The following is a 21,330-nucleotide window of genomic DNA, read 5'->3' as shown; positions in this document are numbered from 1 at the left end:
CTTCAAGGTCGATCCAGCCTTGTAATCAGCCAGGTTATCTCGCGGGATGGCCGAAAAGTTAATAGGGCACGGGCCATTCGCTGACCAACGCGTGCTATCAGCAATCTCCACGTCATTACCGGCGGAGCCCAATGACGATTTGGATTCACTGCGCGATCATCACATTGGAGCTCCGATTCAGTCAGCATCTGGGGCCCATAATTCTGCATGAGAATCACGAGTATCCTAGAGAAATGAACCTCCTGACTGTATTGGAGAGTGTTTGTAATATCCTCAAGCCATTTTTGGCCCGTTTTCTGATATTGAATCGATTTTTCAGGATCCAGCTCGGATGCCTGAAACATGAGCATTGCTTTTCGTATATCTTGTGCCACCCAAGTGTCATTCGGAAACTCAAGTTGTATCTTATCCGTCATGAAAGGCCGTTCATTTTCGAGCATCCAGCTGGTGTACAACAGCAATGCGTCTTTGGCAAAGTCATAATTTTGATCTTTTTCGTGTATCTCTCGTTTAAGGTAAAGATAACGAAAAATGCTGGCGAGTAGTACAAGGTAGGACCACCCGGTCTCGACGTTGAGTAGGTTTCTTTTCTCGATGTCGTCTCCTGGGTGAATTGTATTCTTGATTAGGTTCTCGGCCTGCTCAAGCCAGGTCCCATCCTTATCAAGTATCCACGCGTCCAGAAGTGTGTTCAGATAATTACCGGTTCCGCGGTTAAAGGGATATCTGTGGGTGGATACGTATTCGCCGCGGATCATTTTTTTAAAAGTTCGGATTTCTCTTTTCTTCAGGGCAAGTATTTGCTCAAGGAATCCGCCTTGGCCTTCGTGAAGCGTTGTCATCCAATTAGCTAGATCAAGAACGGCTTGACGTGATTGCGCGTTACCCGTGAGGTAATAATGGTAGAGGAGGCCAGTTGTGTAGCAATGCTCCTCGGCCGGCCCCCCGCCGGTCTGTCCCGGTGTCGAGCTGGAGTTGTTTCGCTGAGAAAAAGTTCGATGTGTCGCTGTTTTGGCGCTGAGGTAGTGGTCTGTGTGCCAGAATAGACCGTTATTGTACCCAGCTCTATCTTCCTCGGTATGGTAGATATCTATGTCGATGACATGCCGAGCCAAATCGTCCATCAACTGAAACCAACGCTTATCCCCGGTAAGGGCGAATTGCCTTGCAAAGCCGTAAATCGGATCGTATTGGTTGTTGTAATGCGAGACAAATGGTGGCTTTCCGTCATCTTGATAAAGCGACTCATGATCGGCAACAACCTCGCCAAAGTTGCGCCAACCAAATTCGTCGATAACTTCTCTTTTTGCAAAAAAATTGGAGTTTCCGTTAATGCCTTTATCGATCAGCTGGTCGAGAGCGTTACGCTGCGAGTTGGCCTTGAACCACGGGAAGGCGTCGGCTTGTTCGTAATGCTTTGGCAAAAGCATTGGTATAAGGGGTGTATAGGCGATTGCGGATACGTTGCTTTTGGAACTATACGCCATTAAACATCGAAGTGTTTTTCGCTCTCCACCTTGTAACTCATAGGTGTTCTTTGCCTCTATCGGAAACAGACCAACAGTGAGCTTATTTTCTTCCTTACGTAAACTCGTGGGGAAGTTCTGCCAGAAGTCTGGCACCGCTATGTCGAGCTTGGCATCATCGTGTTCAATACGGATCAGCGGATTGGCGCGTTTGCCGTCCTGCAATACGTCACCCGGGCCAGAGAGCCTGTAACCACAGAATTGAGTGTTAATTTCACCATCAAAATCTATATGATTACTACTTTGCCAGTTCTCGCCGCCGCTGGAGTCCTGATAAAGAATGAAGTCGTTAAGCTGAACCATCTCGGATACTTGAACAGCTGACTGTGGTGTGACTTGCGCAATGCTCTTGGTTGGCAACGTCGTTTCGACTGCAAGTTCCCGAAAATATACGGAACCTGGATCGCCCAAATCCCACAAACCGCCAGAGTGGCGGGCACGTTTTGGATTGTGCGTTGTTAACTCCACTTGAACGAGGCCGGTTTCCAGAAACACTCTTAGTTCGCAGTTAAAACGTGCGAGCACTTCACTATTTTGCCTAAGCCATTGGCCCTTTAACAATGCCGTAAAAAAAATCGGACCTCGATGGGTAATTTTCCAACTGGCTTCAGCTTTGACCGTACAGGGCAGACCTTTCTCGTCGCTCAGGATCACTGACGATGGAATACTTGCGTCATTCTGTTGGATAACGCGCCAGTTTAGATTACTGGGGCTTAAAACCACTCGACCTGTTGATGTGCGGATTACAAGGCCATCGGTAGTTTGTTCAACCGCAAGTTCAGGGCTAGAAGGCGCGGGGGCTTTTAACTTAACCAGCGACAGCTCTTTTTCGCACCCCGAGTTAAGGTTGGCCAGAAAGCTGACGTGAATCCAGCGAATACTGCCGTCTGGCCAGCGTACAAGGGGATCAAGTTGCGCGCTGATTGATTCCCGACTGTCTAATACTGCGAGCTCGCTGGTTGCTTGTACCGAGCCTACAGGGAGCGGTATGCCAAGGCCCACTGGCTCGTTGATGCGAGCAATGCCGTTTTTTTCTTCGAGACGAATGGCTATATTTTCCATAAAACTGACTACTGCCTTACTTCCTGTATGGTATATAGAATATATCTTCCGGCCGGACAACATTAAGGCGCATTTTGGCGGTGTTACAACCTGTGGGCTCTTATTTTCCGGGGGTTTAACTGGAAAATTTTTTTATCACGAATGTCATAAACGGTAAGCTCATTTTAACACCGATACGGATCTTCGCCGGTTGTCCGCATTACAGTACAATGTATTGTACCAGTTACCCCTCGTACCTCAATATAGAAATCCTAGCTGAACTGCCGGATGTCGCGCTAGCGAGCGCCGAAGTTATCTTCAGGCTTGGTCAAACTGAGGGTGTTCACCACGAAAGCGCTACGTCAGCATGTTCTGGAACTGTTCTCGCCGTCTTTGCTCTCAGGGAGATTCTTCATGAAAAGATCACGGTTTCCGGCAACCAGATCTTGTCGATTCCTAGCAAACTGAGCGGAAAAACCGGAACAGAACTATTTATAGGTTATGCAGTCATGATTTACATTAGGTTAAGGTGCGATGTTTCGAAAATAATTGCTGAGCACACAGCTCTTCTTTAACGAATTAGCATTATGAATAATCATTGCTCCCATATTTCAACGTTCTTAGGAGTTTATGTACCTTTGGCTGAGAAATCAAAAACTTTTTCATCCGATATCTGACCAGTGCTATAGTATCGAATCGGTACTTAAGACCATCTTCCAAAGTGCTCATGCAGGGGTTGCATGAACCACAGGGATTGCCAAACAAAGGTTGGTGACAAAACCACGTCATGTTCAAAATATCGAGAATGCCGCGTTCCGTGGCTTGTTTAAATATATCCATCTTTCTCAATGCAAGAACAGGAAAAGTGCATTGGCGAAATAAGCAAATAAGATCTTCATCCGCATTGCTGGCGATTACTCGATTCCTTTCCATATTTATTTCAGTATTTTTTAAACAGGGCATAACGCTATGTCGAGTCTCACTTAGTAGTTCAATAGAAAGCTCCATCGTTTCTATATTTTTTTGTCGAATGTAAGAGGACGTGTATATATATTGAGACCCTATCCAGCCTCTTGACAGCAGGTTTTTATGAGCGTTAACAAATTCCTGACACACGATTATTTCAGATTGATCCATTATCATGGTTTCGCGAACAAAGGATTTTGGAAATCTCTCATTCACTTTAAGCCGAATTTCGCTCATCGCCTGCATTTCTTTTTTGAACGAATCTCTATATGGGTCTCGCACGTAATGGGGTTGTATCACTGTACCCTTCTGGGCGAGTTGCAACAATCTGAACGTCGAATCCCAACCACCAGTCCAAAGTAAGTTGACCATTTCTATCCCTCTAGTCAAGAACGTTATTGGTGCCTATTTCGCCAGATTCTGACGACGCATATTTTTTCAGAATCAATGTTGTCGTTCAATTTAAGAAATAATCATAAATGGATAAAACAGGATGTACTAAGAAGTTAACATCCCACCATTGCATGATTAACGCGAAATCATAGCAGGCATAGACTAAGAGATTTAGCGCTCATGATTTACATAATGCAGGCGCTGCCATCTCACTCAGCAGGATGTCTATCGCTCGATCAACACCTGGTTCGAGAGCCGTCTTGTCAAAGTTGGAAAAAGGCTGAAGGACAGAGTCTTTCGCGGTTTTCGCATTGTTTGGGCGTCGCACGCCGATTCTTAGCCGTTTAATCTCATGGGAACCAAGTGAGGCAATCAGAGACTTCAAGCCATTGTGGCCTGCGTCGCCGCCGCCCAGTTTTAACTTCACCTGACCAAGGGGTAAATCCATTTCATCGTGAACAACCAGGCAGTCGGTCATAGCAGCGCCCATACGATCAAGGAACTGTCGAGTTGGCAGGCCACTGTTGTTCATTTTTGCCGACGGCTTGAACAAACTCACAGTTGCCCCGGCAATATCTACTTCGCAAGCCGTCCCCTCTGGACAGCTAACCCATAATCCGTTCGTTTTTTTTTGCCATCCGATCCAGTACCATATATCCGGCATTATGCGGCGTGTTCTCATAACCAGGGCCTGGATTGCCCAACCCTACGATGACTTTCCGCCCTGAATCGTTTCCGGCTAACGGGATAATCGTGGCGCTGGTGAGTACCGATTTGTACAATCTTGGACAGCTACCGCAAAAGTCCTTAACTCCACATCGACTGGCCCAGCAACTGACGGGATTTTGTGTGGTGTACATCAGCCTTACTAGATGGTCTGCTTTGTTGGAGCCCTTTAGCAGTACAAGGTCTCCCGGCTCAAGGAGAGCGTTCAAAAATGCAGATGCTTCGCGTATCTCGCTAAATGTGTGAAGGTTCTCAACACCTGTACCGCGTTTTACTTTCGCCGCTCTCGGGGCGTGAGGACCGACAAAAATAACAATATCGGCAACTTCCAATGCCTGCCTGGCTACCTTGGGATAGAGCTTGGATGCGGATAAGGAATAATCAGAAAGTGTCCCAATAATAATGATTTTTCTTCGCGCTTCTGCTTCGGCCATAAATTCGAGTGGCGCTGAGAGCGACCAATGGGGCGCTTTCCAGTCATCTCGCAAGAACGTAATGCCGTTTTCATTCGAAACGATCTCCATCCTGCCCTCTGCTGGCCTCACTTCTGCAACAGCAGCTATTGCGCTCGTGAGCGGTATCCCTGCGGCCAAACCAACTCCCAAAGCTGAAAGTACTGATAAGGCAAGATGTTTTCCGTGGAAGCCAGTTCTTACTTCGTATCTTCCCCCTTCATATTCGACCTCAAGGGCCAGCGGCTCTGGCCACCTGGATCGTGCCTTCAGGAGTCTTATAATCGCGCCATCCGCTTCCCCTACCCAGATAACTTTCCGGTTACAGCTCTCACCTATGGCCCTGACGAGCGGGTCGTCAATGTTCAAGATTGCCACACCGTCGGCCGGCAAAGCGGAAATAAGCTTGCCTTTTTCCTTTGCAATGGCATCCAAGCTCTTGAATGCCCTAAAATGGTCCCGCGCGATCAGCGTCAGTACGGCTATGTTTGGGGTAAATAATCTAAACGGCTTATCCAGCTCGCCTGGATTACCGCCAGACAACTCTAGAACGCAGAACCGGTGGCGAGGGCGTACCCTGAGTAAAAGTCTGACAACGCTGTGAGAATAATTCTGAGTCTCCGGGGTGCTGAAACATTGACCCGCCGTACGAAGAATATTTGCAGAGACATCCTTGACGGTGGTTTTGCCTGCGCTTCCGGTGATGCCTGCGAAGCACACAGTTTTTTTTAGTCTTTTGCTATAGACAAACGCCAACCAAAACCGGAATAGATGCACGCCGGAGCGAAGCCACTTATAGAAATTGTTCCACACCATGTGCTGAATACGACGGATCACTGATATTTTGATCATTTAGTTATCCGCCCTTTTTAGAAGGATTCAAAAGTAGACATCAGGCAACAACTGCGCTGACACATAGGGTATAACGTAAAGGTGCATTTTAGCGTTTTAAAAATTTGTAGACTCTTATTTTCCACGGGCTTGGTTGATCAAATAGCGTAGCTGGCCCCATTCTTCCGTTTCCTTAAGCAAAAACACTCCTACAGCAGCAGTGCCGACTGCAGCGGTTGCAACGTGTAGGGTCCCAAGAAGTAAAAATTGCAAAAGATAATGGTTACCCGAGAGATCTAACGACTGGGTTGCGGCAATTGCTAGTGCAGTTCCTGCCACTGACGGAATGCACAGGAATAAAAGTTTGATTAGAGAGAATCTGGTCTGTATCTCAAGGATAAGCAACAGCGCAATTGTGGTTGCAACAGATAACCAGCCGCGAACCCAGGCCATGATCTCCAATCCACCTGTAGCGGTTAACCAGAGAATGACAATGATCGTTACGGTTGATACAACATCGAACGAGAACAGCAGCTTAACTTTACCTTGGGCAATAATGGCGTCACTCACCAGGGCGAATAGACAGAAGGTGAAGAAAAATAGCCCGAATGGTTGCAACAGGTAGCCATATTCGGACCAATCTGGGCCGAGGAGTACACGGACAATGAGCTCGGGATAAAGCATGATGAAGGCGGTTATGGGGGTGAGCACGGTTATCATCAGCGCCAAACTCAAACGAATGCGGTAAGCCAGAGCCTGTGGGTTTGATTTACTGTCGGCAATTGCGGCCAGCAAAGGTGCGCTCATGGGAATGATGGCGGACAGCGCTGGCAACAGGCTGACTTCACGCACCAGGTTATAGCCGCCTAGCTGAGCTGTTCCAAACAAGCGGGACACCATCAGGTTGTCGATCTGTGAGCGAGTGAACCCGACGATCCCGCGCAGTAGCAGCCACTGGGAAAAGCCCCATTGTTCGCGAAGTTTCTTTAGTGACCATTTAGGTCTGTAGGCATCTACCCGGTAAGAGCCGACGGTAAAAATAACCGCGGCCACAAGGTTGCCTGCGATGATTGCCCAAAAGGTGGGGTGGATAAGGGCAATGATCATAACAGTTAAAAACGAAATCCCTTTTTGCCAGAGGCTGAGTTTGAACAGAGGTTTGTAGTTTATCTGCCTTGCCAGGCGGAGCATTCCTGGCGTTTTCAATGCCCGTATCGGTAGCGCTAATGCAGCCACTGCGAGCGCTAAAGTAAGATCCGGTTCATTGAACCAATCCGCAACAAACGACGATGTACCAATAATAATTACGGCGATGAGCGATTTTGAGAGGAAATCCAGAGTCCAGGCGGTATTGAGGTCTTCATCATCAAGTACGGTTTTTTGAATAATGTATTGTTGGTTGCCGGTTTCAACCAGGAGTTCGAAAAATTGAAGTGCGATGGTGACCAGCGCAACGATGCCAAAATGGTCTGGGGTCAGCAGGCGGGCTAGAACGAGGGTGCTGATAATCCCTAGGCCACGGTGTATAACCTGCAAGCCAAGTAGTAATCCGGAGCTTTTGAGGACCTTGTGACTGATTGACATAAGGGGCTGCATTTTTCTCGGGTTTGGGGGTTATGCCCCTAATAAGAGTTGGGACGGGCCAAGCACACGAAGTGGCCGTAATCGGTGCACTTTCGATTGCGGCGCATCTAACTAGCAGAGTTTACCCGGTAACATTCTTGATACTGGTTAACCATCTGCTCAACTGAAAATTTCTGTCCAAATCGGATCTTTGCCGCGCTATCCATTTTCTTTCTGTCGGCTGGCTGGTCCAGTAAGCTCTTTATAGCACTGGTAAATGCTGGCAGATCGTCACTTTCAACCAGAAATCCAGTTTCTTTGTCTTTGACAATTTCCGGTGTTCCGCCTACTCGGGTAGCTACTGTTGGAATTCCTAGGCTCATGGCTTCGAGGAGTGTCATGGAGGTGCCTTCCGTGAAGGAGGGCAGAAGGAATATGTCCATCAAACTGAGGTAGTCCGCAGGCTTGGATTGAAACCCTGTAAAAATGACGGCGTTGTTTAGGTCTAACTGCTGAGTTTTCGCTTCCAGGTTTGCGCGCTCCGGGCCGTCGCCGACTAACAGCAGGCGCACTTTATAACCTTGGTCGATCAGGGCGCGGGTGGCCTGGAGCATCATGGGCTGATTTTTGACAGCATCCAGCCTTGCGACGGTACCTATAACGACTTCGCCCGATTTAATGCCCAGTTCTGTCAAGAGTTCCCGTTTGCGGTCTTCCTCTGCAGCTAGGGGCGTGATGCCGTTGTAAATGACTGTGATTTTGGATGCTGGCATGTATTCGTATTCAATCAGCGCATCACGGGTAGCCGCTGATATGGCCACCAGGCGATGAGAGGTGAGGGCGATGATGGGGTTGATCAGCCTTGCTTTCTTTCGGTGTTGGTCTGGGTGAAAGCGGCCGTGTTCGGTAAACACGACCTTCGCGCCCGTTCCCCAGTGTGCGAACCAACCGTAGGTGTACGGCGAATATTGATGGCAATGTACAAAGTCGAAGCGGCCAGATTTGATGAGCCGCCGAAGCCAAAGGATTGTCTTCCAATCCAGCCCTGGCTCGCGCTTTCTGGAATGGATAGTGATGCCGTTTTCTGTTTCCATGGCTTTGCCGATGGCGCCTACCTTTCCATCAATGCAGGCAATTTCGCACTGGAACCGCTGCGGGTTCAGGTTGGTGACCAGCTGGCGAATAACCTGTTCTGTGCCGCCGAAACCCATATTGAAGGTAACGTGCAAGATACGGGTTGGGGCATGATTGTTGAGCACGGACAGGCTAACCTTTTTGACTAATGAAAGAACGACTTCAGATTTGCTGGTAGACCCACTTCATACCCGCGTTGGTAATCTGACTTATTTCACGGTAGGTGTTCCACGAAAACGTGTCTCGCCTGCGGTGTTGGGCTTCCAGGTGAGTCAAGAAATTGTATACCAGATTGACACGAAAATAAGGACTCTCGGCAATGAGAGGTGGTGAACCGTAGGCTTTCAGAAACCTGGCTGGTAACTCGTGGAACAGGCTACGACGGGTGCGGTTCGTTTGCGCGATGGCCCAGAGGGTGCTGTAGAAACGCGCCACGTCTTCCAGGTTGCTTGAGATGCGGGTGTTGCTGAAATCCAGTATGTGTAGGTTCTGCTGACTACGGAGATTGTCAACCGGGTTGTCCAAGTATCAGGGTTTAAGCAGCACATTTATTGAGCTCTATTTCACTGGCCCGCCCCGGGTTCAGGGAGACCTCCAGCACCGGACGCCAGTCCCGTGTTGCGCCAGTCCAGCGTCTTGGATTCTTCGCCTTAGCAGCTTTAAAGACCGCCTCCCGCTGACTCAGAATGGCCCGGTCTTCACCCCGATGACGGCTGCCGGGGGTGACGAAGTTGATGCCGCTGTGTAAGTGTTTTTCATTGTAGGCCTGCTCGAACTGCACCATCCACTGACGGACCGCTTGCAGCGTTGCAAAGCCCTTTGATGGCCACGCGGGGCAGTACTTGGTGGTCTTGAACAGAGCTTCCGAGTACGGGTTGTCATTGCTCACACGGGGCCGGCTATAGGACATCAGCATGCCCAGGTCGGCCAGGCGCGCTTTGAGCGTATACGACGTCATCGGCGCGCCGTTGTCAGAGTGCAGCACCGGTGGCTTGTGCCAGCAGCCTTCGCGCAACAGCGCTCTCTGAACCAGCTCCTTGGCGTGTTCGCCAAGCTCCGCTTGATGGACTTCCCAGGCCACGACCTTGCGGCTGAACACGTCCATAATCAGATACAGGTACCAGTGCTCACCACGTACCTGTGATGGGCAGCTGCTAATGTCCCAGCTCCATAGCTGGTTCGGGCCGGTGGCCGTGAAGCTAGTGGGCAAGGGGTGCGGCTTGGCGGGCCGAGCACGTCCCCGGTGCTGGAGCTGCTCGTGCTTTTTCAGTACTCGATAGAAAGAAGACACCGAAGCGATATAGACGCCCTTGTCGGCCAGTAAAGGCACGATCTGGGAGGGTGGCAAGCTGCGATACGCCAGCTTATTACACGCTGCCATAATGGCCATTTCCTCGACTTCGGTCAGTTGGTGCTGCTGAGGTGAACGGGGGGCCTCTGGGCGCAGGTCCTCGGCGACCTGGCCGGATGCCGTGCGCCAGCGTTTCAGGGTGCGCCCACTCAGCCCCATCAGGTTGGCCGCCTGATAGCGTGAAGCGCCGGTGTTCACCGCCTCATCAAAGTACTGCAATAGCCTTGTACGGTCGTCCAGGGAGGTCAATTGTCCTCGTTGTCCTGATCGGTCCCATACAAGGCTTCGAGCTTTTTTGACAGCACCAGGAGCGACGTGGTCTCAGCCAGGACCTTGTCCTTGCGACGGATTTCCGCTTCCAGTTTCTTGATCCGCTTCCGGCTAAGCTTGTGCGCTTTCTGGCCCTCTTTGTGATGATCCTCCTGCAGGCTGGTGCCCTGGATACAGGCGTCCTTCCAGCGCCGGACTTGCTCAACATACAGGCCCTGTTCACGACAGTAGGCACTGAGTTCTTCTTCGGATAAAGATGCGGTTTCAATGACCACCGCAAGCTTGGCCTCGCCGGACCAATGGTCCGCAGTTTTGGTATGACCTGGCACAGGCACTCCTCGTTGCCGACACTGTTTCAGCCAATTGTACAGGGTCGCATCACTGATGCCTTCCTCTACAGAGACAGCAGCAACTGTGTGGTTCTGGGGCGGCAGCAATTTCTTCAGGACTGCGGCCTTACGCTCTTCGGAATAACGAGCCATCTCGTTTCTCATACCACCCACCAAGTGATGAATTAGGCGAAATCGCCAACTGGACAACTACGGTGACATGGTGGGACTATCCGTCAACACGTTATAAAGCACAAAGTCGCCATGGATTTGGCACTGGAAGGCGTTGTTCAAGGGCAGGTAGTCGGGAGTGGTGAGTTTTTGCAATTCGACGTTGTATTTTTTCTCGATTTTTTTGAGCTTGGGCTCCGGTATTAGGTTGCTTGCCCGGATTTCGCGAATTTTGTGTTCAAATTCTGTTGCCAGCCAGCTGCCATCGGCACTTTCTGGTGTTAGCCCAGCGGAGCTGTTGTGGTACTTGCGTAGCCAGGTGCCGATCTCGGTAATGAGATGGACCAGGGTATCTGGATGCTGCAACCGATGGCCCTGCAGGCGACCGAGCAGGTTGGTTGGGTTCCAGAGGGTATGAAACAAATCCTGCCCGATTACCCGCTTTGTGGTCAGGCGGTTTTCGGCTTCGTCAAAGCTGACAAGTTCGATGGCCTTGACGTGGGTTGTTTGAATATTCAGGTGCCGGCAGCGGATGAGCTCCATCGCCTCCGGCTTAAGGCTGCGTTCTGAGGTGTGTTTTGTATAGGTGTTAGACGACGGCGCGCCAGTGCTGCTTGCGTTGCTGCGTAATTCGCCGCGCATCTTGCCCTGGCTTGTGCTCATTGGGACGCGCTCTGTATCAGCGTGAACGATTGGGCCTGTAGTGTCGTTTTTTGGTTAATGATGGCGTTGTAGGCGCTTTCACAGCTTCGCTGCTGGCAAGAGGCTTGAAGGGTTACCAGTGCAAAGCGTGTTGCGCCTTGCAGCAGCGCAGGTATCTGTAGCAGCTTGGCGTTGCGGTAGCTGTCTGTTGTGTAGCTGCCCACTTGATACCACTGCGCCATAACCACCTGTTCCCGCGTGAGTATGTGGCGGTAAACCGTTGCGCCCGGCTTCTGATTACTCTCGCGCAGCCATTGCGAGCGGTTGAACTGTGGTGGCAGGTAAGGCACTAATTTATCTTCGGCGTTGGTGCGCTGGCTTTGTGCCAATAATACCCAAGTGCCTGCGGTGAACCAGGCTTGCTGGTTCAGAGCTTCCGGCATGCTTAGGGGGATTGGTAGCGACTGCAGTTCGGCTTTTGGGCTGTTCACCATGTTCAGCGACCAACGCCCGGATTGGGTGGTTGCGGTGGTTGCCAGCGTTAGGGCAACGGGGCCGATCAGCACGGCAACGGCGATGGCGATGTAGCCTTTTTTATGAGTGCTGGCTGGCTGCACTTGGCTGTCAGGGTTGCGCTTCATAACGGGTGAGAAGTACATAACCGGTATAAGGAAGGCGCCGTAGACCAACCAGCCCATCAGTTCATGGTCGGTCAGCAGATCGCTTTGCATTTCAGATTGATAGCCGACTACCACGAGGATGGTAATGCGAACCCAGTTCACGATCAGCGCAAGCGTGACGGCGACGCTGAGGCTTGCTAACCAACCGCGCCAGCGGTAGTCGTTCAATACGGAGGTCATGGCCGCCAGCAGGATAGAGATGGCGAAGTAGCGAATACCGGAGCAGCCGTCTTCAATGACCAGTCGGCCGTAGGGCACGGTAATGCTGTTGCCTTCTATAAGCGCTGGCATATTCATCCAATTTACCCAGGCGCCTACCACTGCGCTTGCCAGGCGGACCAGTGCCGGTACTAAATCGGCCCAGAACGGTAACGATAGCGACAAAACCAGGATGTAAGGCAAAAAGCTGATCAGGCGCTGCCAGCCCAGTAACGCCCAGGTGATGCCAGCGACGCCCGCGGGCAGTGCAAAATAGGCGAGGGTATCGATGCGGGCAAGTTCCAATACGGCCCAGCCCAGGGTGACGACAATCAAGGCCAGTGCGCCGGTTTTGTAAAAGGGCCTTTGCTGATGAGTTAGTGTTTTGTTGGGCGCCGGCGGGTGGGTGATAACTAGCCAGAGAAAAATGAGTGCGGTTGCCAGGCCATGGGCGAGTACTTGTTCGAATTCTAGCCATTCGGTTGTTAAGCGTAGCCAGGTGGGAAAGAAGATCAAAACTGCGATCGCGGTAGCCAGCAAATAGGGTTTTGCTACTGGGATATTTTGTAGTGTTTTCCGTAACATTGCGCGTCCACCGGGTGTTATATCAGTATTCAGGATACTGGGTATTCAGGCTTGGGCAAACACAAAAGCAAGACAAAAAAAGACCAGCCGAAGCTGGCCTTTCAGAACTCTACCGTGATCAGGCTTTCTGACGACGGCGAGCCGCGCCAAGTCCTACCAGGCCTAGGCCAAGGAGGGCAAGGGTGCCGGGTTCTGGAACGTCGGATGTTATGACTTCCAGTACTGAATTACCGACCCAGAAATCCCCTCTCGTGGAGGTCACAGTCACATCAAGCATGCCGTCAGCATTGAGTGCGGCCAGCGCATTTATCTCGAGGGCGCTGGAGAAATCACTTGTTCCGTTGGTAGCGCCGCCGGTGTCAAAGTCAAAATCTTCTACGGTAACGAATCCACTTTCACTGAACTGGAACAACCCAAAGAACCAAGAATCATTGTTGTCGTCATAGATGTTAATTTTGAGAGTACCGCTTAGTGCGCTACCCAATGTAAAGAAATTGTCAGTGAGGTCGTGCTGATATCCGTGTGAATCAGGACCGCGTAAACCTAATACCCCTGCATTAAGGTACTCGTTTTGCACTACAGTGTCAGTAATCACGCCGGCCGTTGCAGTAGAGGCCAAAATAATTGTACCGGCCAGTGCAAACCCAATTTGTTTAATCATATCGAATCTTCTTTTCTTAAATGTAGCGTGAATTTGAATAAATAATTAGCATTAATTGGGCCAATGTAAAAAAAATAATATATTTCAGTGTGTTGAAGTTTACTGTTCTTGGGTATTTTTCTGATGTGTAAATAAAGTTGACGCAATCAAGGATGGCTGGTCAAAAGGAGAGGTAGGTTGTCTGTGGCCTGTTCCCGATCTGGCACATAAAAAAGCCAGCTGAAGCTGGCTTTTTTAAATAATTTGGCGTGATCAGGCTTTCTGATCACGCCAAACGGTCATTGGTTTCAGGCAGTTTTGCGACGACGTGCAGCGCTGAGGCCGAACAGGCCAAGGCCAAGGAGGGCCAGGGTGCCTGGCTCTGGTACTGCGCGCGCGACTTCAAAGGCCACGCCGCCGGAGCTGCTCAGCACTACCTTGTCAAAGTCACCGGCGAAAGAAAAGTAGCCGTCAGTGTTAAAGTTGTTCGAGTTACTCGGTGCTCCAGTGGCCAAGAAAGCATCGTTGCCAGTGTAGGTAACAAAATCACTACCCAGGTAGAAGTCGACTATGTTGTAGCTATCAATCGAACCCCAGTAAAAATCGAAGGCGCCGCTCAACCCGGTAATTGTGATCGGGGTTTGCGCAGAAGCGTCCGGCTTTGGGGCTGAGCTGGTTACGTTGTAAGAAACGACTGCGGCGCCATTGCCGGTATCGTCACCTGGGCGTTTTGCTGTCCCTGATACGCTGGTTGCTGGAGCAATGACAGCTCCCCCGGAAACTCCGGTCATGGTGCTTCCCAGAGCCGCGCAAGTGATTGCGACACAAGCATTGCCATCGTAGGATGCAGTGAAGGTAGGCACTGCACTTACTAACGAGCTTACACCCAGAGCGGCAGCAGCGACAACACCGGTAAGGAGTGTGGTTTTCAGTTGTGCTTTCTTCATAATTATTCCCCTGTTTTTTGCCAATCCCTGCGCTAAATATTGGCTTTAGCCGGGAATTTTTTGCCCCTTAACTCTAAGTGGCTTGTAGTTCTAATAAGCAATAAAGGGGCCAGGTTAAAAAAGTGCAAAAAATACAGAAGGGTAGAGTCGGTTAAAAAGTAATCGAGAGTAGAAGCGTATGGGATGTGTATAAAATATCGACGCTTAATATGTCGCATGAGTAGATAGTATGGAAGTTGCTGGTTATTAGAGTTGGGGTAACACAAAAAGAGTTAAAAAAGCCGCTGAATGCGAGTAGGGGACAGATTTGAAATCTGTCCCCGGTTTACAAAGACCGCGAAGTGTCAGGTTTTTTTACATCGCAGCTTCGATGGCTTTCAGGTGTGCCTGGATTTCGGCGTTCTCTGGCGCCAGCGCCAGGGCCTTCTCAACGATGGGTTTGGCTTGTTCGTGTTTGCCGCCCAGGTGCAGAACCCATCCATGGGTGTCGAGTATGTCTGGCGCTTCGGGTGCCAGCTCGGTGGCGCGGCCGGCCAGTTCGATGGCGCGGCTGTTGTTCTGTTCGCGTAGCAGCCAGGCCAGGTTGTTCAGCGCCACTACGTTGCTGGGTTGTGCTGTCACAATTTGTTCATACAATTCGATCGCGGGCTGATCCTGCTGTTGGTTCATCTGCAGGTCGGCCTGGGCCATCAGAATGGCGACGTGGTTGTTGTGGGTTTTTGCGGCGGCCTGCAGTGCTTCTAACGCCTCGGTGTTTTTACCTTGTGTGATAAGTATGCGCGCGGGCAGCAGCGCGAAGCCGACGTTTTCGGGCTGTATGGCAATGGCTTCTGCTGCTTTGGCCAGAGCCGTTGGGAAATCTTCGGCCTGTGCGCTTAAAACGGATTCTGCGGCCAGTAGCTGCCCGTAGGCTCTGTAGCCGATGGGGTTATCTTCGTTGGCCATTGGTTCCAGAAGTGTTCGCGCTTGTTCTACCTCGCCTTTTTGTATGTGAATTAGCGCAGATAATAAGCTGACGTTGGGTGCCAGTGGCGGGTGGGTTTCGGCAACGGTGCCCAGCCACTGCTGAACTTCTTCAACGCTGTGGTTGGTGGCGTAGACCTGACCGGCTTGCTGCAATGGCCCGATGACGTCTGGGGTAATGACGGCGGCGGCTAGCAGTTGTTCAACGGCTTTGTCGCTGTTATTGGTTGAGGCGTAGAGGTTTGCCAGGGCCAGACGCGCTTGCTGCATGTTCGGGTTGTCTGTGGTTAGCTTTTCAAGCCGGGTGATGGCTGGGCCGGAGTTGCCCATGCGCCCGTCAGCGATGGCGGCCAGTAAAACCGCTTGGGGCTCGTTGCCGTAGCCATTGATCAACGAGTCGCGTACGTCTTCTGCTTCGCGGGTTTCACCGCTTTCGATCAGCAGGCTTAAATAGATAGCTGTGCTTGCCCAATCTGCGGGCTGGGCGGTGAACGCCATCCGCAGTTGCCCCAGGGCCTGTTCTGTTTGCTGGTTATTGATGTAGTGCCGGGCCAGCGCCACGCGCAAACGGGTGCGCTCGGGCTCGTTGCTGATGGCTTTGCTTAGGCTGGTGACGCCTGCGGCTTCTTGGCCTGGCATGCTCAGAGCCAGAATGCCGTGCATGGCCAGCAGGTCGTTGTCGTTGGGACGGGCTTTTACGGCACGCTCCAGGGTGGCCAGCGCTTCTTCCCGTTTGCCCAGATCAATCTGGGCCATGGTAGACGCCCGAATAAAGCGGGTTGGGGTGGTTTCCGGGTCCAGATTTTCAGACAGCAGTTCGGCGCCCTCTTCCAGTTCACCGGTACCTGCGGACAGGGTGCCCAGCATTAAGGCCAGCTGTTCGTTGTCTGGGTCTAGCTTGCGCATGTCACGCAGCATGGTTTTGGCTTCGTCAAAGTTGCCAGCTTGAATGGCGGCGATAACGGCTTCGCCTTGTTCCCGGGCGCCTGAATCGGTTTGTTCGGCCAGGATGCGGCTGTACACCTGTGCTTCGCTGATTTTGCCCTGTTCAGTCAGCACTCGTGACAACAGCGACAGTAACCTACCTCTTAACGGCAGGAACATGTCTGACGCTGGCATTTGGGTAACGGCGTCGGTGAGGGTGGCGGTGGCGGGCTCCAGTTCGTCAAGCTGATATTGGGCCAGCCCTTTCAAATAGAGAACGGCTGGCGTGGTTTCGTTGCTGGCCAGCCAATCGTTAGCGGCGCCCAGAGCGGTGCGGGCATTGCCTTGTTGAATATGGCTCTCTATTAGACCGGTTATGGCATCCACGCTGGTGCCGTAATTGGCGCTAATGTCTCTGTAGGCGGTGACTGCCTCGTCAACGTCGCCAGACAGGCGCATGGCTTCGGCTTTGATTAGGGAGGCTTCTAGTTTCTCGTCAGAGCTTTCGGGGTTTGCCAATGCCAGGGTTTCGATGGCCGACAGGTGTTTGCGTTCTTCCACATAGGCCCGGGCCAAAGGCAGGGCGACCGTTTGCGGGTAGTCTTTCAGCCAGGGTTCCAGCAGCTCAACGGCCGGCTTGTTAGCGCCCAGCTCCAGATAGAGCTCGCCCAACCGGGCGATGTGGCTGACGTTTTCTGGTTCGGTCTGGATTGCGTTTTTGATTTCCAGAATGGCCGAACGGTATTGGCCCTGCTCGGCGTAGGTGTCTGCGCGACTTAGGTGCGACAGTGCTTCTGAGGTGTCCGGGCCGGTGTTACAGGCGCTCAGCAGGGGCAGCATCAGGCTGCCCAATAGGATCAGCCGCGGGAGTTTTTTCTTGGGTACTGTTATCGACATTGTTTACGGCTCCGATGAAAGTAGGGGACGGATTTTAAATCCGTCCCCGGTTTGACTTGTAGCTTAGGGGACAGATTTGAAATCTATCCCCGCTCGACCTCCGATTCCCTGGTTAGCTTTCTGTTGCATCGGCTGAAGTGTTAATCCGGTATTTGTCAGTCAGGTTGTACAGGGTGGGGCGGGTAATCCCAAGAAGTCGGGACGCTTGTGCCATGTTTGAGTTGCTGCTGCGCAGAGCTTGAACGATGGCAGCGCGTTCGGCGTTTTCGCGTACTTTGCGCAGGTTCAGCTTGCTGTCGCTGGCGTCTGAGTTGTCGGTGCTCAGGGGCAGTTGCAGGTCATCTATGGTGATGCGCTTGCCGTCGGCCATAATCACCGAGCGTTTTATTTTGTTGATCATTTCGCGCACGTTGCCAGGCCAGGGGTAGGTTTCTATGGCACTGATGGCGTCGTCACAGAAGCTCAGGCCGGGCCGGTCTAGCTGTTTGCTTAGGCTTTTTAGCAGTGACTGGGCGATGACCAGGGCGTCGCCGTCGCGGTCACGAACCGCGGGCAAATCCAGGGTGATCTCGCTGATGCGGTAGTAAAGGTCTTCGCGGAAGGTGCCTTCCTGAATCAGTTCGTTCACATTGCGGTGAGTAGCACACACCACGCGCACGTCGACTGGCGTGGGTTTTAGTGACCCAACCCGGTCTACCACTCGTTCCTGCAGGAAGCGCAGCAGTTTGGCTTGAAGCGCCATGGGCATGTCGCCGATTTCATCCAGAAACAGGGTGCCGCCGTTGGCGCTTTCAATTTTGCCTTTTTTGCTTTGGGTGGCACCGGTGAACGCGCCTTTTTCATAGCCGAACAGTTCGCTTTCCAGCAGGTTCTCTGGAATGGCCGCGCAATTAATGGCGGCGAAGGGCATGTGCGCCCTTGGGCTTAGGTCATGCAGGGCCCGGGCCAGTACTTCTTTGCCGGTGCCGGTTTCGCCGTTGATCAGGGTAGTAATGTCGGTTGGCGCAACCTTTTCGAGCGTGCGGCACACGGCCAGCATTTGCGGGCTGGCCGCGATAATGCCTTTCACGCTGGTGACGTCGCGGTTGGCCAGTTCGAGGTTTTCTTTTTCCAGCTCGGCCAGGCGGAACGCCCGGTTAACCACAAAGCCGAGAATGTCGGCGTCTACGGGTTTCTGGTAGAAGTCGGCGGCGCCCATTCCGATGGCTTTTACGGCGTTTTCTTTTTCTTCACGTCCGGTCACCACAATCACTTTGGTCATCGGTGCCAGGCGCAATATGTCTTCCAGCAGTGCGAAGCCTTCGCTGCTTCCGCCGGGGTCTGGCGGCAGGCCCAAGTCCAGGGTTACCACTTCGGGTTCCAGTCGTCGCAGCAGGGTAAGGGCGGTTTCACGGTCGGCTGCAATCGACACTTGTAGGTCGTCAGTAAAGCACCAGCGCATCTGGCTTTGCAGTCCCGGGTCGTCCTCTACAATCAGTAATCGTCTCGTCACGGGTTTGTTCGTTCCTTGTTAACGCGTGTATCTACTTTTGGAAGTCTTAACTCAAAGCCGGCAGTTTGCAACGGTTGTGTGTGCCAATTTGCGCTTTTGCATCGACATGTATTATGTGGCGTCGTATTGCTATTGATTTGACTGAGTTTCTTTCGTCGCGGTTGTGGTTGCAGTTGAAGCTGCGGCGTCGGCGAGCGGTAGGCGCATTGAAAAACACGAGCCTAGGCCCGGTTCGCTGGTGACATCAATGCTTCCACCAAGCTCCAGCAAGTATTCCCGGGTTTGGTAAACCCCTATGCCCATACCTGTCAGCCCCTTGGTGCTTTCGAATGGCTTGAACAGGCGGTTGCGGATGAATTCTTCGGTCATGCCGCTGCCGGAATCCTGAATAAACACCACGGCGGTTCCGCGGGCGACTTTTAAAGTCACAGCAATGTCGCCGTCTGGCGGCGTGGCTTCTTGGGCGTTTCTCAGCAAATGGCCCACTACGGTACTCAGCTGTTCGGCGTCTGCCCTTATCCACACGTCGCCGTTTCGGTAATCAAAATGCGGTTTCGGGTTGCGTCTTGTCGCGTCGGCTATGGCGCTACTGAGTACGTCTATCAGGTTGATGACTTCTGCGGTTTGCCCTTGGCTGTCCTGAGGCTTTTGGATGTGGGTGACCAGGTTCGACATTTTGTTCACCGCGTGGTCGGCGGTTTGAATCATGTCGTCAATAAATGCCGGGTTATCGCGGTGCCTGGGTGCGTTTTTGACCAGCAGGGACAGTTGCGCGATCACGGTTTTCAAATCGTGCAGCATGAAAGCAGACGCTTTGCTGACGGCTTCAAACTGCATGGCCCGCGTGAGCGCGCTCTGAGCATCGGCTTGGGCCAGCAGGTTGCCGGTTTGGCGGGCAACCACGCGGATTAAATCGAAGTTCTCCCAGTTCAGTTCTACCTGGGTGAGGGGCGCGCCAATCAGTGCCATGCCGTAAAGCTCGTTGCCTAGGTACAGCGGGATGATCAGCCAGCCATTGGGGCATTGGCTGATAACGTCTGGGACTTCTAGCAAATCATAGGCAACTGGGTCTGCCCTGTAGGCGTTAAGATCTATGATCCATTCTTTATCGCGGAAATAGCGCACCAGGTCGTCATTGGGGTCAATCAGGGTGTGACGATCGAAGCTCATGTTGATGGTGGCTTTTAACTGGTAGCGGTTCTGGTCGTCTTGCAACCAGATGGCGCCTGTGTTGCTTTCCACCAGGTCTGCCAGAATGCGGATAACCCGTTCTGGCAGGGGCGGCGAATCGGTCAGGTTGGCCAGCTCTTTGGTCATTTTTAGCCATTCATTGCGGTAGTCGTATTTGTAGTCAAAAAAGTTCTGGCTGATGGCAACCATCATGCGGGCCCGCAGCCGGCGCGAAAGCAGCAGGGTAACCAAGAACACCAGTGCCAGGGTGAAGAACAGTATGCGCAGGGCGTCGCCCCAGTTGCCGCCCACGGTTTTGATGTAGTAGCCGGCAACCGACAGAAATACCAGGTAGGCGCCGGCGAACAGCAGCGTGCCAACGTGAAAGGCGGCGCGCCGCGATACCCGGAAATCTATGGGTTGTTTGCGGGTGTTAACTACGTTTACCGCAAACAGTGGCACCAGCAGCGCGTTGACGAGCCCGCGGGCGTCCCAGAAGTTCTGGCTGATTTGGCCAAACAGCAGGGCGTCGGCGTACATTACAAAATCAAAGATGAAGATGGTGGCCACGCCGGTGCACATGTATTTAATGCTATAGCGGCGAAAGCCCAGGGAGTTGCGCCAGATTTGTTCGATCAGTAGCAGGCCAATCAGCGACAGCGCTAACTGGCCCACTATTTTTGTTTTGCCGCTCAGTATGTGGTTTACGCCAAAGTGTTCAGCGGCGCTGACCAGCAGCAGTACCACTAGCAGGCCAATAACGGCGCCTGCCAGGGCTAGTTTGATTTTTCGCGCGGTGCCGTCGTTTGGCAAAGCGCTGCCCAGCAGGGTGAAAATAAGTGCGATCCAGGCGCTGTCGCGCAGCAATTCCAGCAAGTAGCGCACGGCAAAATCCGGGAACCCCCAGATGGACTGGGTCACCAAGGCCGCTGCCCATAGGGCGGATAACAGCGCGGCAAAGAACAGGGCCCGATCGGAATTACGGCGCATGTAGCGGGATGCAATCAGAATTGCCAATAGGCCATAAGTGATAAACGCAACGGCGTGGCTGAGGGCGTTGAAATCGTTAAACATGGACTCTTCCGGGTTTTTGTTCTGGCGGCTGCTTGTGGCGATGGGCGCAGATTAAGTAAAGAGTAAATTAAAACGCCGGCTTGGGCGAGCCCGCTTACTCTTGTAGTACTCCGTAGCGTTTGTTACTATGCGCGCCGCTTTCGGGGAAACATTCTGAAACGCCGTTATGGTGGCCCTATTGGTGCCTTCGCAACATGAAACCGTGAACCCGGTCAGACCCGGAAGGGAGCAGCCGCAGCGGTCGATATGTGTGCCGGAGTGTCGCTGGTGGGGCCACCACCTGTTTTAGCCCCCGTTTTCTGTTTTTGCCTTCCTGTCGATTATCGTTATATACCCGCTGCTTTCCTTGTCACTTTCTCGATTAC

Annotated in this window: 15 protein-coding genes and 1 other RNA gene; 1 reads left to right on the top strand and 15 read right to left on the bottom strand. The window is 52.2% G+C overall.

Annotated features, from left to right (window positions below; genetic code table 11):
- Window positions 1-2: 2 nt before the first annotated feature.
- From MIH19_RS11845 to prsK, 15 genes are all read right to left on the bottom strand, one after another.
- Window positions 3-2,588, bottom strand: a complete 2,586-nt coding sequence (locus MIH19_RS11845) for a glycoside hydrolase family 127 protein (protein ID WP_249005077.1) — start codon at window positions 2,586-2,588, stop codon at window positions 3-5.
- A 564-nt stretch (window positions 2,589-3,152) separates the two neighbouring features.
- Window positions 3,153-3,905: a 7-cyano-7-deazaguanine synthase gene (locus tag MIH19_RS11840; RefSeq protein WP_249005076.1), complete on the bottom strand. Its 753-nt coding sequence runs from the start codon at window positions 3,903-3,905 to the stop codon at window positions 3,153-3,155.
- Between the two features lie 199 nt (window positions 3,906-4,104).
- Window positions 4,105-4,485 (bottom strand): aminoacyl-tRNA hydrolase, encoded by a 381-nt coding sequence (gene pth / locus MIH19_RS22455; protein WP_283164052.1) that lies wholly within the window; start codon window positions 4,483-4,485, stop codon window positions 4,105-4,107.
- Between the two features lie 46 nt (window positions 4,486-4,531).
- Entirely contained in the window at window positions 4,532-5,956 is a 1,425-nt protein-coding gene (locus tag MIH19_RS11835; RefSeq protein WP_283164051.1) for a Mur ligase family protein, read from the bottom strand.
- Between the two features lie 114 nt (window positions 5,957-6,070).
- Window positions 6,071-7,519, bottom strand: coding sequence for an oligosaccharide flippase family protein (locus tag MIH19_RS11830; RefSeq protein ID WP_249005075.1), 1,449 nt, complete (start codon window positions 7,517-7,519; stop codon window positions 6,071-6,073).
- 107 nt (window positions 7,520-7,626) lie between these two features.
- On the bottom strand, window positions 7,627-8,709 hold the full coding sequence (locus MIH19_RS11825) for a glycosyltransferase (protein ID WP_249005074.1): 1,083 nt from the start codon (window positions 8,707-8,709) through the stop codon (window positions 7,627-7,629).
- 85 nt (window positions 8,710-8,794) lie between these two features.
- On the bottom strand, window positions 8,795-9,157 hold the full coding sequence (locus MIH19_RS11820; RefSeq protein WP_249005073.1) for a hypothetical protein: 363 nt from the start codon (window positions 9,155-9,157) through the stop codon (window positions 8,795-8,797).
- Between the two features lie 10 nt (window positions 9,158-9,167).
- Window positions 9,168-10,735 (bottom strand): IS3 family transposase gene (locus tag MIH19_RS11815; RefSeq protein ID WP_249008996.1). Its coding sequence is split into 2 segments (ribosomal slippage): window positions 9,168-10,244 and window positions 10,247-10,735, totalling 1,566 coding nucleotides; the frame shifts between segments, so codons are not numbered across the junction.
- Between the two features lie 57 nt (window positions 10,736-10,792).
- Window positions 10,793-11,416 (bottom strand): hypothetical protein, encoded by a 624-nt coding sequence (locus MIH19_RS11810; protein ID WP_249005072.1) that lies wholly within the window; start codon window positions 11,414-11,416, stop codon window positions 10,793-10,795.
- Window positions 11,413-12,858, bottom strand: coding sequence for an exosortase/archaeosortase family protein (locus MIH19_RS11805; protein WP_249005071.1), 1,446 nt, complete (start codon window positions 12,856-12,858; stop codon window positions 11,413-11,415). Before MIH19_RS11805 ends, MIH19_RS11810 begins: the two co-directional genes overlap by 4 nt.
- 118 nt (window positions 12,859-12,976) lie before the next feature.
- On the bottom strand, window positions 12,977-13,519 hold the full coding sequence (locus MIH19_RS11800; protein WP_249005070.1) for a PEP-CTERM sorting domain-containing protein: 543 nt from the start codon (window positions 13,517-13,519) through the stop codon (window positions 12,977-12,979).
- A gap of 287 nt (window positions 13,520-13,806) precedes the next feature.
- Window positions 13,807-14,445: a PEP-CTERM sorting domain-containing protein gene (locus MIH19_RS11795; RefSeq protein ID WP_249005069.1), complete on the bottom strand. Its 639-nt coding sequence runs from the start codon at window positions 14,443-14,445 to the stop codon at window positions 13,807-13,809.
- A 354-nt stretch (window positions 14,446-14,799) separates the two neighbouring features.
- Window positions 14,800-17,229, bottom strand: a complete 2,430-nt coding sequence (locus MIH19_RS11790) for a tetratricopeptide repeat protein (protein ID WP_249005068.1) — start codon at window positions 17,227-17,229, stop codon at window positions 14,800-14,802.
- 112 nt (window positions 17,230-17,341) lie between these two features.
- The gene (gene prsR, locus MIH19_RS11785; RefSeq protein ID WP_249008995.1) at window positions 17,342-18,670 is read right to left on the bottom strand and encodes a PEP-CTERM-box response regulator transcription factor; all 1,329 of its coding nucleotides are present in this window, start codon (window positions 18,668-18,670) and stop codon (window positions 17,342-17,344) included.
- A 180-nt stretch (window positions 18,671-18,850) separates the two neighbouring features.
- Window positions 18,851-20,965: an XrtA/PEP-CTERM system histidine kinase PrsK gene (prsK, locus tag MIH19_RS11780; protein ID WP_249005067.1), complete on the bottom strand. Its 2,115-nt coding sequence runs from the start codon at window positions 20,963-20,965 to the stop codon at window positions 18,851-18,853.
- Between the two features lie 176 nt (window positions 20,966-21,141).
- Here prsK and ffs point away from each other — a divergent pair.
- Window positions 21,142-21,238: signal recognition particle sRNA small type (gene ffs, locus MIH19_RS11775), an RNA gene on the top strand.
- Window positions 21,239-21,330 lie beyond the last annotated feature (92 nt).

It is taken from the genome of Marinobacter sp. M1C (genome assembly GCF_023314135.1).
In the GTDB taxonomy this organism is placed as follows: domain Bacteria; phylum Pseudomonadota; class Gammaproteobacteria; order Pseudomonadales; family Oleiphilaceae; genus Marinobacter.
The sequence above is the reverse complement of the archived record's forward strand: the minus strand, read 5'-3'. Positions and strand labels throughout refer to the sequence as shown.

What these genes read in the sequence shown, in the direction of transcription:
- MIH19_RS11845 (WP_249005077.1), bottom strand. Translation starts at nt 2,588, where the DNA reads ATGGAAAATATAGCCATTCGTCTCGAAGAAAAAAACGGCATTGCTCGC.
- MIH19_RS11840 (WP_249005076.1), bottom strand. Translation starts at nt 3,905, where the DNA reads ATGGTCAACTTACTTTGGACTGGTGGTTGGGATTCGACGTTCAGATTG.
- MIH19_RS11835 (WP_283164051.1), bottom strand. Translation starts at nt 5,956, where the DNA reads ATGATCAAAATATCAGTGATCCGTCGTATTCAGCACATGGTGTGGAAC.
- MIH19_RS11830 (WP_249005075.1), bottom strand. Translation starts at nt 7,519, where the DNA reads ATGTCAATCAGTCACAAGGTCCTCAAAAGCTCCGGATTACTACTTGGC.
- MIH19_RS11825 (WP_249005074.1), bottom strand. Translation starts at nt 8,709, where the DNA reads ATGGGTTTCGGCGGCACAGAACAGGTTATTCGCCAGCTGGTCACCAAC.
- MIH19_RS11810 (WP_249005072.1), bottom strand. Translation starts at nt 11,416, where the DNA reads ATGAGCACAAGCCAGGGCAAGATGCGCGGCGAATTACGCAGCAACGCA.
- MIH19_RS11805 (WP_249005071.1), bottom strand. Translation starts at nt 12,858, where the DNA reads ATGTTACGGAAAACACTACAAAATATCCCAGTAGCAAAACCCTATTTG.
- MIH19_RS11800 (WP_249005070.1), bottom strand. Translation starts at nt 13,519, where the DNA reads ATGATTAAACAAATTGGGTTTGCACTGGCCGGTACAATTATTTTGGCC.
- MIH19_RS11795 (WP_249005069.1), bottom strand. Translation starts at nt 14,445, where the DNA reads ATGAAGAAAGCACAACTGAAAACCACACTCCTTACCGGTGTTGTCGCT.
- MIH19_RS11790 (WP_249005068.1), bottom strand. Translation starts at nt 17,229, where the DNA reads ATGTCGATAACAGTACCCAAGAAAAAACTCCCGCGGCTGATCCTATTG.
- prsR (WP_249008995.1), bottom strand. Translation starts at nt 18,670, where the DNA reads ATGCGCTGGTGCTTTACTGACGACCTACAAGTGTCGATTGCAGCCGAC.
- prsK (WP_249005067.1), bottom strand. Translation starts at nt 20,965, where the DNA reads ATGTTTAACGATTTCAACGCCCTCAGCCACGCCGTTGCGTTTATCACT.